Source organism: Pseudalkalibacillus sp. NRS-1564 (genome assembly GCF_050467905.1).
Taxonomy (GTDB): domain Bacteria; phylum Bacillota; class Bacilli; order Bacillales; family Guptibacillaceae; genus Guptibacillus; species Guptibacillus hwajinpoensis_B.
In genome coordinates this window covers 1-14,118 of the sequence record NZ_JBITPM010000001.1, presented here as the reverse complement: position 1 = coordinate 14,118, position 14,118 = coordinate 1, and the positions used below count along the sequence as shown (strand labels likewise).

15 protein-coding genes are annotated in these 14,118 nt (G+C 39.4%); 14 read left to right on the top strand and 1 reads right to left on the bottom strand.

Features of this window, described 5'->3' with window-relative positions; all coding sequences use genetic code 11:
• The first annotated feature begins 343 nt into the window (after nt 1-343).
• The 9 genes from ACIFPW_RS00075 to ACIFPW_RS00035 all read left to right on the top strand — a co-directional run bounded on the left by ACIFPW_RS00075 (nt 344) and on the right by ACIFPW_RS00035 (nt 9,478).
• A complete protein-coding gene (locus tag ACIFPW_RS00075) occupies nt 344-676 on the top strand; it encodes a hypothetical protein (protein ID WP_194218955.1) in 333 nt (110 codons plus the stop codon).
• Between the two features lie 45 nt (nt 677-721).
• The gene (locus ACIFPW_RS00070) at nt 722-997 is read left to right on the top strand and encodes a YusU family protein (RefSeq protein WP_194218956.1); all 276 of its coding nucleotides are present in this window, start codon (nt 722-724) and stop codon (nt 995-997) included.
• Between the two features lie 439 nt (nt 998-1,436).
• Nucleotides 1,437-2,351, top strand: a complete 915-nt coding sequence (locus ACIFPW_RS00065) for a proline dehydrogenase family protein (RefSeq protein ID WP_194218957.1) — start codon at nt 1,437-1,439, stop codon at nt 2,349-2,351.
• A 185-nt stretch (nt 2,352-2,536) separates the two neighbouring features.
• Nucleotides 2,537-4,933 carry a 3-hydroxyacyl-CoA dehydrogenase NAD-binding domain-containing protein gene (locus ACIFPW_RS00060; RefSeq protein WP_430241081.1) on the top strand — a complete coding sequence of 799 codons (2,397 nt, stop codon included), beginning with the start codon at nt 2,537-2,539 and terminating at the stop codon, nt 4,931-4,933.
• 19 nt (nt 4,934-4,952) lie between these two features.
• Entirely contained in the window at nt 4,953-6,128 is a 1,176-nt protein-coding gene (locus ACIFPW_RS00055; protein ID WP_430241080.1) for an acetyl-CoA C-acetyltransferase, read from the top strand.
• A gap of 30 nt (nt 6,129-6,158) precedes the next feature.
• On the top strand, nt 6,159-7,943 hold the full coding sequence (locus tag ACIFPW_RS00050; protein ID WP_430241078.1) for an acyl-CoA dehydrogenase family protein: 1,785 nt from the start codon (nt 6,159-6,161) through the stop codon (nt 7,941-7,943).
• 272 nt (nt 7,944-8,215) lie between these two features.
• Complete coding sequence (locus ACIFPW_RS00045; RefSeq protein ID WP_194218961.1) at nt 8,216-8,575, top strand: arsenate reductase family protein; 360 nt, start codon at nt 8,216-8,218, stop codon at nt 8,573-8,575.
• Nucleotides 8,576-8,676: 101 nt separating this feature from the next.
• Complete coding sequence (gcvH, locus tag ACIFPW_RS00040; protein WP_194218962.1) at nt 8,677-9,066, top strand: glycine cleavage system protein GcvH; 390 nt, start codon at nt 8,677-8,679, stop codon at nt 9,064-9,066.
• Between the two features lie 163 nt (nt 9,067-9,229).
• Nucleotides 9,230-9,478: a YusG family protein gene (locus tag ACIFPW_RS00035; RefSeq protein WP_194218963.1), complete on the top strand. Its 249-nt coding sequence runs from the start codon at nt 9,230-9,232 to the stop codon at nt 9,476-9,478.
• 219 nt (nt 9,479-9,697) lie between these two features.
• Here ACIFPW_RS00035 and ACIFPW_RS00030 read toward each other — a convergent pair whose 3' ends face one another.
• On the bottom strand, nt 9,698-10,201 hold the full coding sequence (locus ACIFPW_RS00030; protein ID WP_430241076.1) for a peroxiredoxin family protein: 504 nt from the start codon (nt 10,199-10,201) through the stop codon (nt 9,698-9,700).
• Nucleotides 10,202-10,340: 139 nt separating this feature from the next.
• On the opposite strand from ACIFPW_RS00030, the gene ACIFPW_RS00025 reads away from it, so the two are divergent.
• The 5 genes from ACIFPW_RS00025 (at nt 10,341) to ACIFPW_RS00005 (ending at nt 13,947) form a co-directional block, all read left to right on the top strand.
• Nucleotides 10,341-10,868, top strand: a complete 528-nt coding sequence (locus tag ACIFPW_RS00025; RefSeq protein ID WP_430241074.1) for a TraR/DksA C4-type zinc finger protein — start codon at nt 10,341-10,343, stop codon at nt 10,866-10,868.
• 153 nt (nt 10,869-11,021) lie between these two features.
• Complete coding sequence (locus tag ACIFPW_RS00020; RefSeq protein ID WP_303535493.1) at nt 11,022-11,354, top strand: toprim domain-containing protein; 333 nt, start codon at nt 11,022-11,024, stop codon at nt 11,352-11,354.
• 69 nt (nt 11,355-11,423) lie between these two features.
• Nucleotides 11,424-11,741, top strand: coding sequence for a thioredoxin family protein (locus tag ACIFPW_RS00015; protein ID WP_430241072.1), 318 nt, complete (start codon nt 11,424-11,426; stop codon nt 11,739-11,741).
• Between the two features lie 337 nt (nt 11,742-12,078).
• The gene (gene sigI, locus ACIFPW_RS00010; RefSeq protein WP_430241070.1) at nt 12,079-12,843 is read left to right on the top strand and encodes an RNA polymerase sigma-I factor; all 765 of its coding nucleotides are present in this window, start codon (nt 12,079-12,081) and stop codon (nt 12,841-12,843) included.
• A gap of 21 nt (nt 12,844-12,864) precedes the next feature.
• Complete coding sequence (locus ACIFPW_RS00005) at nt 12,865-13,947, top strand: anti-sigma factor domain-containing protein (protein WP_430241069.1); 1,083 nt, start codon at nt 12,865-12,867, stop codon at nt 13,945-13,947.
• The last annotated feature ends 171 nt before the right edge of the window (nt 13,948-14,118 follow it).

Sequence of the window (14,118 nt, the reverse complement as noted above, 5' to 3'; positions counted from 1 at the left end):
ATAATAGGTATGATGTTGCAAATCATGTATGAGTGTGTCGAGAAGAAGCTTAATGAATGAGAAATTTCCATGTTTGTACCGGGGTACTTGTCCAGCCACAAAGTTAAAAGAAACATAAGATAAATTAAAGAGTGAGGTCAGGTCCCTCCTCTGTATATACTCACTCTTTGTGACCCATTGTAGAGTCAGAATTTATTCTGACTCTTTTTTTTGGCTATGTTAGATAATGCATGTATAATAGCCTATTGATTCGGATCAAAGCGCATGAAATGAGTGCATTCCACTTTCGGCCCTTTATCAGAGCAGTTTGCTTTCGAATCTTGTAAAGAAGGGGGAATCAACCTTGCTTGAAATTATCGAAATAGGAACAAATGAGCATGGAAGAGAGCTGACGATTCGAGAGCTGATTAAGAAACTTGAAGAACATCCTCTTGATCCTGCATTTGAACAAAGTGGAAATTTTATTTTTCCTTATCAGCCAGTCCGTGATGCAAAACGATATGCTGGTTGCAGAGCATTTTTTGGCGACTTCGCGATGATATCATGCCGTTTCTTTATTGTGACGGATGAAAAGGTACTTATAGAAGAGTTGATAAAGGCAATTAAAGAAAATCAAGAACGCATTGATTATGGAAGGTTAAGAGAAGTTCAGGTGAACGGTCGAGTATCCCATTAATTATGCTATAATCAGGATATTCTGCTAGTGATTGGAGTGAATGAAATGAGTCTTGAAACACTTCAGGAACAAGTCGATGGATTGATGGATAAATACACCGAGCTTCTCCTTGGAGATACGAGCCCTGAGCTGAAGGAAAAAGTGAAGCTATGGGCGATGTACACGCATCTTTCAAAAACGATGCCTCCTCTTGCGAAACATTGGAATCAAACGTATCCTGATGCGAAGGATGCCATGAAAGAGCTAGTGACCGAAATCAAAACTATGAACGAAGAGCATCGTAAAGCCCAACAGGATAACCAGAAAGAATCAGATAAGTGAAACCAGGACTTCCCTGGTTTCTTTTTTTTTGGCTACATTAACGAACGTTTTTGATTTTAGCTTATTCGAGAATCAACCATTTAAGCTAATATAGGATTTTGTTTCATTTCAGAAGCTCATCCCTTGAGAAATGAGGTGATTGTTAAGAAAAAAGGTTATGAAAATAGATGAGAAGAGAAGTATCCGATTTTGTAACATTTAAATATACTATTTTAAGTTCCAGTTTTTTTCGTGAAGAGCGGGGTATAGAATACTAATTCAAGTAAATATTTAAAAAAATTTATTACGGAGAAAATCTATCAAAAATAGACTAAACGACAGCATATCATGGTAGAATAGCATTAAAGGCGAAATATGGCGGTATTTGATACTATATGCCGATTTTCTCCACTATATATTTTTTTAGACGTTTTGTATGCGTTTACATGGAGGGGTTATGATGGAACAAGTAATGCGTAATTTCTTTTTATACATGGGGAAGAATAAAGTAGCTACAAAAGTAGCGAAACGGTATGGTATGCGCTTTGGAGCTAGCCGGTTTGTAGCCGGTGCGTCTCTTAATAGCTCTGTAAATGCTATTAAGAAACTAAATGAAAAGGGACTTTCTGTTACAATCGATCATCTTGGTGAATTTGTAGATAACGCCGCTGAGGCTGATGAAATGACAAACCACTGTATTGAAGCAATTGAGCGAATTGCAGCAGAAAATCTTGATTCTCAGCTTTCTCTTAAACTCACATCAATGGGGTTAGACATTGATTACGATATGACGATGAAAAATATGCGCCGAATTCTTGAAGCTGCTGATCAGCACAATGTCTTTGTTACGATTGATATGGAAGATTTCGAGAGGTGCGGAAAAACAATAGAGATTTTTACTAACCTAAAGAGGGAGTATACGAACATTGGTACAGTTCTTCAAGCCTACTTATACCGCGTAGCTGAAGATGTAGAAAAGCTGAACGATCTATCTCCAAATCTTAGACTTGTTAAAGGTGCTTATAAAGAGTCACCAAAAGTCGCATTTCCGGATAAAAAGGATGTCGACGAGAATTTCAAAAAAATCATTAAAATGCACTTATTGAATGGAAATTACACAGCCATTGCGACCCATGATGATCGCATCATTGAATACACAAAGAAGCTCGTAGAGGAATACAATATCCCCCGTTCTCAATTTGAATTTCAAATGCTATATGGTATTTGTGTAGATAAACAAGATGAGCTCCTTAAAGAAGGTTTCAAAATGCGTGTCTACGTACCCTATGGAAAAGACTGGTATGGATATTTTATGAGAAGACTTGCTGAAAGGCCTGCAAACGTAGCTTTCGTCCTTAAAGGAATGATGAAATAGTGAAAAGCGGACGAATGTCCGCTTTAAAATAAGCTTTGTTTAAATTTATAAAATTTTGTCAAAAAAATCCGTGTGATATATTGCTAAATTTCAGAATATATTTTATAGTATAGACAGAGGAAATGATCTCGCTCTTTTTTTGAATTAAAAATGAATGAGCATTCATTCAACAGGGGAGGTTCGCTATGACACGTAGCATTCATAAAGTAGCTGTATTAGGAGCAGGAGTAATGGGATCAGGCATTGCCGCCCACCTGGCGAATGTAGGAATTCCAAGTTTGCTATTGGATATTGCACCAAAGGAACCGAATGAAAAGGAAAAAGTCAAAGGACTTACACTCGCTGACCGTTCTGTCAGAAATAGACTTGCAGCAGAAGCGATTGAGAAACTTAAGAAACAAAAACCGGCACCGCTTTCTAAGAAAGATCACATTCAATTAATTGAAGCGGGAAATATGGAAGACGATATGGAGCGCTTGCAAGAAGTTGACTGGATCATTGAAGTTGTTGTCGAAAACCTGGAGATCAAGAAAAAAGTATATGAAAAAGTAGACGAATATAGACGACCTGGAACCATTGTTAGTTCGAACACTTCCGGTATTTCCGTAGAAGCAATGGCTGAAGGTAGATCAGAAGATTTTAGGAAGCACTTCCTTGGTACGCACTTTTTTAACCCACCAAGATATTTAAAGCTTCTTGAAGTGATTCCAACGAAAGACACGGATCCAGACGTCCTTTCCTATATGAAAAAATTTGGTGAAGATACTCTCGGCAAAGGTGTCGTAGAAACGAAAGACACGCCAAACTTCATTGCCAATCGAATTGGAACTTATGGCCTGCTTGTCACAGTTAGAGAAATGATGAATCGCGGCTTTTCAGTTGGAGAAGTAGATTCTGTAACTGGCCCAGCAATCGGCCGTCCAAAAAGTGCAACGTTTCGAACACTTGATGTAGTTGGACTTGATACGTTTATTCACGTAGCGAACAACGTTTTTGAACAGGTTGAAGGTGATGAGAAAGAAGTATTCCGGATTCCTGAATTTATGCAACAGATGAAAGAAAAAGGCTGGATTGGAGCAAAGGCAGGTCAGGGCTTTTTCATAAAACAAAAAGGGGCAAAAGGAAGCGAAATTCTAGAGTTAAATCCATCTACGCTTGAATATGAACCACGACAGAAATTAAAAACAGCTTCTGTTGAGGCAAGTAAACAAGCGAAGTCAAAAGCGGATAAACTGAAAGCGCTTGCTTACGCGAATGACCGCGCAGGTGAATTAATTTGGAACATCATGAAGCCTGTTTTGCTTTACTCTGCTGAGAAAACCTATGAAATTGCTGATGATATCGACGCCGTCGATCGTGCCATGAAATGGGGCTTTGGATGGGAAATGGGTCCTTTTGAAACGTGGGATGCTCTTGGAGTTGAGAAATCAGTGGCTCGAATGAAGGAAGAAGGCGAAACGATTCCTGAATGGGTTGATCAAATGCTTGCCTCAGGGCAAACGTCTTTCTATAAGCAGGAAGGTGCCACTCAATCTTTCTACCATAATGGTGAGCAAAGAGTAGTTGAGGAAAGTAAGAAAATTATCCACCTTAAAGGATTAAAAGCGCAAAATCGCGTGATTAAGAAAAATACTGGAGCAACGCTTCTTGATCTTGGAGATGGGGTTGCAGGCCTTGAATTCCATTCCCCAAACAATGCAATTGGAATGGATATTCTCCAGATGATTAATGAAGCCGTTGATGAAACGGAGAAAAACTTCGAAGGACTTGTGATTGGAAACCAGGGCAAAAATTTCTGTGTTGGTGCCAACGTCGCGTATATGTTAATGGAAGCTCAAGATGATAATTTCTTTGAAATCGAAATGGTTGCAAGGAAGTTCCAACAGTCCATGGCACGTATTCGCTACTCTCAAAAACCAGTCGTAGCAGCGCCGTTTCAGATGACGCTTGGCGGTGGTGCAGAAGTGTGTATGCCAGCAGCTTCCATTCAAGCTTCTTCAGAAACATATATGGGCCTCGTAGAAGTAGGTGTTGGCTTGATTCCAGGTGGAGGCGGAAATAAAGAACTTTATATGCGTCAGCTAGAGCAAACGCCTCCAGGAGTTAATGTTAACTTAACTGATATTGCAGCCAACGTTTTTGAAACGATTGCGATGGCGAAAGTTTCAACATCAGCTCATGAAGCAATGGAACGAGGATTCATTCGACCTCAGGATGGTATTAGTGCTAACGCGGATCACGTTCTTCATGATGCAAAGGAAAAAGTACTTTTCCTTGCTGAACAAGGCTATCAGCCACCTGTTGCTAAAAAGATCCCAGTTGCTGGAGAAGCAGGTTATGCTGCAATGCTAATGGGAGCGAAAACGATGAAATGGAGCGGTTACCTGTCCGATCACGATTTAACGATTGCGACCAAACTTGCTCACGTCATTGCGGGCGGAAAAGTAAAAGAAGGAACATTAGTCGATGAGCAGTATCTTCTGGATCTTGAGCGTGAAGCGTTCCTCAGCCTGCTAGGAGAGCCAAAAACGCAAGCAAGAATGCAGCATATGTTACTTAAAGGAAAACCGCTGCGCAACTAGTATGGAGGAGGGAAGTTTGATGAAAGAAGCAGTTATTGTATCCGGTGCTAGAACACCTGTTGGAAAAGCAAACCGTGGAACGCTTGCCCATATGCGTCCAGATGATCTTGGAGCACTTACCGTTAAGGAAACGTTAAAGCGTGCCGGCGGTTATGATGGTGAAATAGATGATGTGATTATGGGATGCGCTATTCCTGAAGCTGAACAAGGGCTGAATGTAGCTAGAATGATTGGAGCTAGAGCAGGTCTTGCTGAGACGGTTCCAGCCATTACAATCAACCGATATTGTTCTTCAGGTTTACAGAGTATCGCTTATGCTTCAGAACGCATAATGCTTGGCCAATCCGGTGCCATATTGGCTGGTGGAGTGGAATCGATGAGTCTTGTGCCGATGGGCGGTCATGTAATAAAGCCCAATCCTGCTCTTGTAGAAGAAAAACCTGAATATATTATGGGAATGGGACACACAGCGGAAGAAGTCGCACGTCGCTTTGAGATTAGCAGAGCAGATCAGGATGCTTTTGCACTAAGGAGTCATCAGCGTGCAGCTCAGGCAATCAAAGATGGGAAGTTTCAGGATGAAATTGTTCCGATCGAAGTAACGAAAAGATGGATTGATGAGAAAAACAAATTACAGGAAAAGAAAGTTCTTTTCTCACAGGATGAAGGTGTTCGGGCAGATACGTCACTTGATGTTCTCGGTAAGTTACGTCCAGTATTTAATGTTAGAGGCTCTGTGACCGCCGGAAATTCATCACAAACAAGTGACGGAGCAGCAAGTGTTCTCGTCATGGATCGAGAAAAAGCTGAAAGTGAAGGCTTAGCGCCTATGGCTAAGTTCAGATCATTTGCTGTTGCTGGTGTAGCACCCGAAATAATGGGAGTCGGACCGGTTGAAGCGATTCCTAAAGCTCTTCGACTCGCTGGACTTGAGCTATCTGATATTGGGTTATTCGAATTAAATGAAGCTTTTGCATCACAATCTCTTCGCGTCATTAGAAAGCTTGGACTTGATGAAGACAAAGTGAATGTAAATGGTGGAGCGATTGCACTTGGTCATCCACTTGGATGTACAGGGACGAAGTTAACCTTAAGCTTAATTCATGAGATGAAACGCCGCGGAGAACAATTTGGCGTTGTGACGATGTGTATTGGCGGAGGAATGGGCGCTGCTGGAGTGTTTGAAATTCTTTAAGAGCAACGAAAACAAGGGAGGAAAACAAGCATGTCTAATACAATGAACAAAACGGTTAAAGGTGCAAGCTTCTTGATTGAAGATCAAAAGGCAGAAGATATTTTCACACCGGAGGATTTTTCAGATGAGCATGTCATGATGGGGAAAACAACGGAAGACTTTGTAGTAAAGGAAGTCGTTCCAGCGCTTGATAAAATTGAGAATCATGAATTTGAAATTTCACGGAAGCTTCTCGAAAAAGCTGGTGATCTCGGACTTCTTGGAGCGGACGTCCCAGAAGAATACGGCGGTCTTGGCCTTGATAAAATCAGTTCATCTGTTATTACTGAGAAATTCGCTCGTGCTCGTTCGTTTTCCCTAAGTTATGGCGCCCATGTTGGAATCGGTTCTCTACCTATCGTCTTTTTCGGAAACGAAGAGCAGAAGAAAAAGTATCTTCCAGGTCTTGCGTCAGGAGCTACAATTGCTGCTTATGCTTTGACTGAGCCTGGTTCAGGTTCTGATGCTCTTGGGGCTAAAACCACAGCTAAGCTCAATGCTGAAGGAACACACTATCTTCTAAGCGGTGAAAAGCAGTGGATCACGAACTCCGCTTTCGCAGATGTATTCATTGTCTATGCAAAAATTGATGGCGAACATTTCTCTGCTTTCATTGTTGAGCGGGATTCCAAAGGTCTTTCAACTGGTCCCGAAGAAAAGAAAATGGGCATCAAAGGCTCTTCTACAAGAACATTGATTCTTGAAGATGTAGCCGTGCCAAAAGAAAATTTACTAGGAGAAGCAGGTAAAGGGCACATCATTGCGTTTAACATCTTGAACGTTGGTCGCTATAAGCTAGCAGTAGGTACTATTGGTGGAATGAAGCGTTCGATCGAACTTTCCGCTAAGTATGCTTTAGAGCGTAAGCAGTTTAACACGCCAATTGCAAAGTTCTCTCTCATACAAGAGAAACTGGCGAATATGGCAGTAGCAACATACGCGACAGAAAGTTCTACTTACCGCACAGGAGGTCTTTTTGAGCAGAAGTTAGGAAAACTTTCGGATGAAGAACAAAAAGATGGAGCGAAAGTCGCAGAAGCAATTGCGGAGTATGCAATTGAGTGTTCACTAAATAAAGTGTTTGCTTCAGAGGCGCTAGATTATGTTGTAGATGAGGCAGTACAAATTCACGGTGGATACGGCTTTATGTCTGAATATGAAGTTGAAAAAATGTACCGTGATTCTCGTATCAATCGTATTTTTGAAGGAACGAATGAAATCAACCGCCTTCTAGTTCCAGGCACGCTTGTCCGTAAAACAATGAAAGGCGAGCTTCCATTCCTTGAAAAGGCTACTGCACTTCAAGAAGAGCTCATGATGTTAACGCCACAAGAAATTGGTGATGCACCTCTTGAACAGGAAAAGCATCTCGTTAAGATGGCAAAGAAGATTATGCTTATGACTGCAGGTACAGCTGTTCAAAAATATGGCAAGGCTCTTGATAAAGAACAAGAAGTTTTATCAAACATGGCAGATATCGTAAGCGAAATTTACTCTATGGAATCAGCCGTACTTCGCACAGAGAAAGCGATTAATAAAACTGGTGCAGAAAAGCAACAAAATAAACTTCTTCTAACACAAGTTTTCTGTCAGGAAGCTTTCAACCGTATTGAAGCTCATGCTAAAGAGACTTTGGTTGCCGTCGAAACAGGCGATTCACTTCGCATGATGATATCTGCTCTTCGTAAACTATCACGTTTTACGCCAATTAATGTTATTGCGAAGAAACGTGAAATCGCTGCAAGCATTCTTGAACAACAGCGTTTTACGGTTTAATAAGCTATCATCGCTATACTAATGTAAAATAACAATTTGAATTGGTCATAACCGGTAGGATCAAAACTAACTTCCAAACCATGTTCTCTATTGTCCCTCCAGAAATGGGGGGATTTTTTTCTCTTAATTAGGAAAAATAGTGAGTGGAATAATGAAAGGATTTTGTTAATAGATGACGAAATTTACTTTTAGGTGCATCTGTATTTGTCCAACTCCTCTCATGTGGTAAACTAACGTTATAATCACTTGAGTGTCTTTAAGGAGGAACAGATTTGCCCATTACATTCTATGCATATCCCAAATGTGGTACATGCCGTAAAGCGAAGAAATGGTTCGAGCAAAACGATATTGAAGTAAATGAAGTACACATCGTCGAAAATCCGCCCTCAAAAGATGAGTTAGCTGTCCTGCTTAATCATAGCGGCTTACCAATTAAGAAATTCTTTAATACGAGTGGGCAGAAATATCGAGAGCTTGGATTAAAAGATAAGGTCGCTACATCGACTCAAGACGAATTGCTTGAAATCCTTGCTTCTGATGGGATGTTAATCAAACGTCCAATCGTAACTGACGGAGAAAAAGTTACTGTTGGGTTTAAAGAGGATGTATTTGAGGAAACATGGAAACGATAAAATAGTTGCTTAATTAATAATAACTATTATACGATAGTTATTGTAAATAATATTGACTACTAACCTTTATTAAGAGGAATTATTTCAGGGAGGAATTACTAATGAACTTACCAAAAGATTTTCGCTACTCAGAAGAACACGAATGGGTGCAAGTACAAGAAGACGGAAACATCCGCATCGGTATTACAGACTTCGCACAATCAGAACTTGGAGATATCGTTTTTGTTGAGCTTCCAGAAGAAGGCGACACGATTGAATCTGACGAGCCGTTCGGTAGCGTGGAATCTGTAAAAACTGTTTCTGAGCTATACGCACCAATCTCAGGCAAAGTTCTTTCTGTCAATGAGGATTTAGAAGACAGCCCTGAATTCGTTAATGATTCACCATACGAAAAAGCATGGATGGTCGTTGTAGAACCTTCCGAGCCTTCTCAAGTAGAAGAACTAATGACAGCTGAAGCATACGAAAAAATGGTAAGCGAAGACGAATAAATCAGTCATTCATTTTATAGCTCTCCATTGCTAGTCGAATTATGAGCGTAAAAGTCCACTCATCATCGTAAACTCTTATTAATGAATGTGTTTCCTAATTTCAGTCATAGAATGAATACATGATGGCTTTACGGAATGACACAATAAAGAGGGGATGATACCAATGATTGAGACACCTCGCCCAATGCAAAGAATCGACGTTACTCGAAAGGTATATGGTAAATTTGATCAACAAGCGATGAACTTGTTTATGGACAAGGAAAGAATTGGCCGTATCTTATTCTCAGATCAAGGAAATCAATATGAGTTTCTTGAAGGATTTGAGATGGAGCAGAACAAAATTTATCATTACGAACAAGTAATCGAGCAAAATGGAAGGTATGTAGAAGACTGCGACCTCGGCTGGTGTTAATAAGAAAAGCGAATACGCTCGTTAAGGCCCGACAAGCACTGGAACCTTATGATTCGAACACGCTCTTTGTGTTCAAATCATAAGGAGAAGTGATCGAGGGACTGAGCGTAGTAGCTGGACAAGAAAAGCGAATACGCTCGTTAAGGCCCGACAAGCACTTCTCTTCTAACGCCAACGACTTTATTACTGCAAAAAAACCGGCCATTTGGCCGGTCTTTTTTATGCTTTGTTTTTGCGAATATATTTAATCGTTGTGATTAGACCATCAGCTGACGGTCTTCCAAATGGGCTTGACTGTAAATATTGCGCCATTAATTTGCCGTTCTCATCGATAAGAAAGATGGCAGGCTCTCCATGCTCACCGTGATCTTCATAAGGGTCGTCTTCTCGATGCATCATAACGCCAAAGGAGTCAATTGCCGCATTCTCTTTGTCACTTAGTACTGGGAACTCGAGGTTATGCTTTTCTTTCATTTTTCTAAGAGATTCTAAGCTATCTTTTGCAATTGCAATTGGATGGACGTCTAACTTTCTAAAAGCACCTAGATGCTCTTGAAGCTCTTCTAATTGCTCATTACATACAGGGCACCATTCTCCTCTGAAAAATACGAGCATATGCCAACGCTTGTCTTCCTTTTGGTGCTGTTCAAATTGAAACAGTTCACCTTCTGTATTAATTAACGAAAAGGATGGTACTTCCTGTCCAAGTTTTAACTTTGCCATTATGACCACTCCAATCTTTAATCTTATTGATTTATTTCCACCAGTTGAGCATGATAAAACATAATTGTGTGGTTTAGTGTGAGTAGGGTAAAGGGAAAATAGGTACTGGAAAAGAAAATGACCTATGGAGGGAATTACTATGGCTTTGTCGAAACAAGAATTACAGCATTTTAAAAAACAATTATTAGATCAAAAGAAAGATCTTTTAGATGGTGGTGCAAGTCACCGAGATGAAAATGCCGCACTATCTGAGGAAGCAGGAGAATTAACATCGTACGACAATCATTTTGCTGATATGGCTTCTGAATTGGATCAACGCGAGAAAGATATTACACTAGAAGATGCAGCTAGAGAACGACTAAGCTTAATTAATACAGCACTTGATCGTATTCGAGAAGGTAATTACGGAATATGTGTGGATACTGGTGAAGAAATTGATAAAGAACGTCTTGAAGCCATTCCTTATGCAATACGTACCAAAGAAGCACAAGATCAATTGGAAGAGGCCAAAGACAGCAATAGACCGGATGATGAGGCTACATTTGAAACGTCAGGCAATAGAGTCGATGATCGCCTTCGCACAGTAGATGATCTTCAGAATGAACACGGTAATTCAACATCTGAAACATATTTAGAAGAGGACGATCCTGATCAAGACAATGATTAACAAAGCTGTCATTCATCTGGCTCAATGAGTAGCTGTTGTATCTAACACTTCAAAATGAATAAATTAAATCATATGCCTTGAAACGAAATGCTTCAACTACCATATGCTATAGTAAATGAATTGATACGACAGCTTGAAATGGAGCGTTGTGCCATGACTGATAAAGTAATTATTGTAGAAGGAAAGACAGATAAAGAACAGTTAATGAGAGTGTTAGATGAGCAAGTGGAGATTATCTGCACTTATGGAACGATTAGTTTTGACAGGTTAGAAGAACTTAGTGAAGAGCTTGAGGAGAAGGATGTATATGTTCTTGTAGATGCTGATGATGCCGGTGAGAAATTAAGACGGCAGCTTACACAAGAAATTCCACATGCCGAACATCTCTACATTACAATGCTTCATCGTGAAGTAGCAGAAACACCTCTAAATTATTTAAATAGGATTTTAAGGGCGGCGAAATTTAAAGTAGTGACCGTCCAATAATCAAGAAATGAGCGAAAAGGAAGCTTACCGAAGCTTCCTTTTCGCTCTTACATAGAATGGGGTATTAACATGCAAGACATAACCGATGAATCCATGGTTAGTGAACTTTTACAAAAGGAAGGCACTGTTTTTTTCTTTTACACGCCTTTTTGTCAGACGTGTAAAATTGCAGAGCGAATGTTACAAATTGTTTCGAGCTCTAAAGGGGTTGAATCACATATCTACTCATGTAATTTAAATTATTTTCCTTGGGTAGCGGAAACACTTAAAATACAAAGTGTACCTGCATTAACAGTTATTAGGGAGAAGGGCGGAAATAAGACCCTTTTTGCCTTCGAATCAGTCGTAACTGTGGATGCATTTCTTAGTGAACACAAATTCGTTTGATGATATTTGACCAATTTATCGTTATTTTCTGGTTTTAGAAAATCGCTTCAAGACGGGCTTGAATGAATACGCAATTCGCTGAAAATTAAGCAAGATTAATAATGATAAATTAATATAACAGGAAGTAAAGAAACAGTAACATTGTCATAAAATTGTATTTTCGTTCATGCTGATTGAATGGTATAACTGAATAGAGTCACCTTTCCGATGTTTGATACGAATGGTGACGCATTTTTATTTTAATTACTAATTTAGAATTCTCAAACTAAAAACATCTAAGAATCCAACCCGAGAAGCAATCAATTAGAAATTGACTGCAAGATGAGAGGTGTATAACATGACAACCATTTCAATCAGCACAATGGGAAATTTCGCAAATCATAAAGAAAATAAAAAAGATAATATTACATTAGAAGATAAAATTGATAGTATACAAAACGGAAACCAGTTATTAAGAAACCAGCTATTAGAAGATTACCAACCGTTTATTAAGAAAATCACGTCCAAAGTTTGTAATCGTTATATCAATCATTCGATGGATGAGTTCAGTATCGGACTTTCAGCTTTTAACGAAGCGATGGATCAGTTTCGAAAAGGACAAGGAAGTAGATTTTTAACCTTTGCTGATATGGTGATTAGAAGAAGAGTCATCGACCATATCCGTAAAGAAGCAAGACAAAATAAGTATATTTATCTTGAGCCTGAGGAACTTGATGAGGAAGGCCGACTAGAAGATAGTTTTGCAGAACAGAAAGCTGCACTTGATGTATACGAAATGGACAGACAGCGTGAAGTAAGAATGTATGAAATTGAGGAATACGAACAATTGTTGAAGAAATTTAGCATTACGTTTAAAGTTCTGAGCAAAAACTGTCCTAAACATATTGATGCAAGAGAAAATGCAAAGATGATTGCGCAATTGATTGCTCAAGATGACATTCTTTCAAGTTATTTGCTAGAAAAAAAGCAGCTCCCTATAAAAGATTTGCTAGCGCTCGTTACATGCAGTCGAAAAACGATTGAACGTAATCGAAAGTATATAATAGCAGTGGCGTTAATTCATCTGGGTGGATTTAATGCGCTGAAATCATATATACAGTAGTTGAATTAAGGGGGCCAGGGGATGAAAAATGGGGTCATAATGGACATTCGTGGACGTAAAGCGGTTGTATTAACACCCGATGGGGAGTTTACTACGATCAATTTGAAGCGAAATCATACGTTAACAATCGGCTCTGAAATTAAACTTACACCAAAACCATTAAACAAGAAAAAAGGTTATTTTACCCCCTCTATGCCCACCCTGGCCGGTATGGCAGCAATTTTGTTATTAGTTGTAATCGTGACAGGTGTGATTCCTGTTAGACAAAATGACGCAGTTGCGGCCTATGTAAGCTTTGATATCAATCCAAGTATTGAGGTTGGAGTCAACTCCGACCTTGAAGTTGTTCAATATCAAGCGTGGAATTCGGACGGTGAAGGGTTAAACTTAGATCAAGAGGTAACGAACATGTCTCTAAGCGAATTTGGAGGGCTCCTAGTCTCGAAACTCGACAAAGAGGGGTATCTAACAGAAGATAGAAAACTGCTTATTGTCGCCTCAAATGTAGAGAAGAAAGAGCGTTATCAGGCGATTAAGGATCAGCTTGAGAATACGATTCAAGGAATAGAACAGAATGAAGCATTAGTCAATCAAGCAGTTGCTATTACAACCATACTTGATACTGACTATAGTACTCGAGCAAAAGCTATAGAAAATGGGATAACACCAGGAAAATATATGACTTATCTTGCTGCTGTTGATCGGGGAGCTACGTTATCAATAGAGGATGTACGGAATTTGTCTGTCAAAAACATGGATGAATTAGAGACCGAAAGCATGACCGCAGTGGAATCAAAGTCGAAAGATCGCTCTTTGGAGCTAGAAGATTCTGTCGTCCAGTTGAACGATAAGACGGTACCTAATCAGAATCGAGAAGATAGTGATTTAGTTCTTCAGGAGCCTGAGCAAAGCTCTTCTGATAAGGTTGAAAAGGTGGAGAAAGAACAAAAGGACACGCCTTCAGAACAAGAAACCAGCCCGTCAGATCAAACTGAAGACTCTAAAGATAACAACAAAGTGCAAAAAGATAAAATAGAGAAAAACGAAGACAAATCTAATTCTATAATAGCTAAAGAACAAGACAAAGAAAAAAAAGAAAGCTGAAAAAGCAAACGAGAAAATAGAGAAATCTCAGGAAAAATCGGATAAAAAAATAGAAAAAGCTCAAGAAAAAGAGGATAAAAAGGACAAAAAGAAAGACGAAAAGCAGGATAAAGACAAGAAAGACAAGAAAGACAAGAAAGACAAGAAAGACAAGAAAGATAAGAAAGATAA

What these genes read in the sequence shown, in the direction of transcription:
- ACIFPW_RS00030 (WP_430241076.1), bottom strand. Translation starts at nt 10,201, where the DNA reads ATGGCAAAGTTAAAACTTGGACAGGAAGTACCATCCTTTTCGTTAATT.
- ACIFPW_RS00070 (WP_194218956.1), top strand. Translation starts at nt 722, where the DNA reads ATGAGTCTTGAAACACTTCAGGAACAAGTCGATGGATTGATGGATAAA.
- ACIFPW_RS00020 (WP_303535493.1), top strand. Translation starts at nt 11,022, where the DNA reads ATGACTGATAAAGTAATTATTGTAGAAGGAAAGACAGATAAAGAACAG.
- ACIFPW_RS00055 (WP_430241080.1), top strand. Translation starts at nt 4,953, where the DNA reads ATGAAAGAAGCAGTTATTGTATCCGGTGCTAGAACACCTGTTGGAAAA.
- ACIFPW_RS00015 (WP_430241072.1), top strand. Translation starts at nt 11,424, where the DNA reads ATGCAAGACATAACCGATGAATCCATGGTTAGTGAACTTTTACAAAAG.
- ACIFPW_RS00050 (WP_430241078.1), top strand. Translation starts at nt 6,159, where the DNA reads ATGTCTAATACAATGAACAAAACGGTTAAAGGTGCAAGCTTCTTGATT.
- ACIFPW_RS00005 (WP_430241069.1), top strand. Translation starts at nt 12,865, where the DNA reads ATGAAAAATGGGGTCATAATGGACATTCGTGGACGTAAAGCGGTTGTA.
- ACIFPW_RS00025 (WP_430241074.1), top strand. Translation starts at nt 10,341, where the DNA reads ATGGCTTTGTCGAAACAAGAATTACAGCATTTTAAAAAACAATTATTA.
- ACIFPW_RS00035 (WP_194218963.1), top strand. Translation starts at nt 9,230, where the DNA reads ATGATTGAGACACCTCGCCCAATGCAAAGAATCGACGTTACTCGAAAG.
- sigI (WP_430241070.1), top strand. Translation starts at nt 12,079, where the DNA reads ATGACAACCATTTCAATCAGCACAATGGGAAATTTCGCAAATCATAAA.
- gcvH (WP_194218962.1), top strand. Translation starts at nt 8,677, where the DNA reads ATGAACTTACCAAAAGATTTTCGCTACTCAGAAGAACACGAATGGGTG.
- ACIFPW_RS00065 (WP_194218957.1), top strand. Translation starts at nt 1,437, where the DNA reads ATGGAACAAGTAATGCGTAATTTCTTTTTATACATGGGGAAGAATAAA.
- ACIFPW_RS00060 (WP_430241081.1), top strand. Translation starts at nt 2,537, where the DNA reads ATGACACGTAGCATTCATAAAGTAGCTGTATTAGGAGCAGGAGTAATG.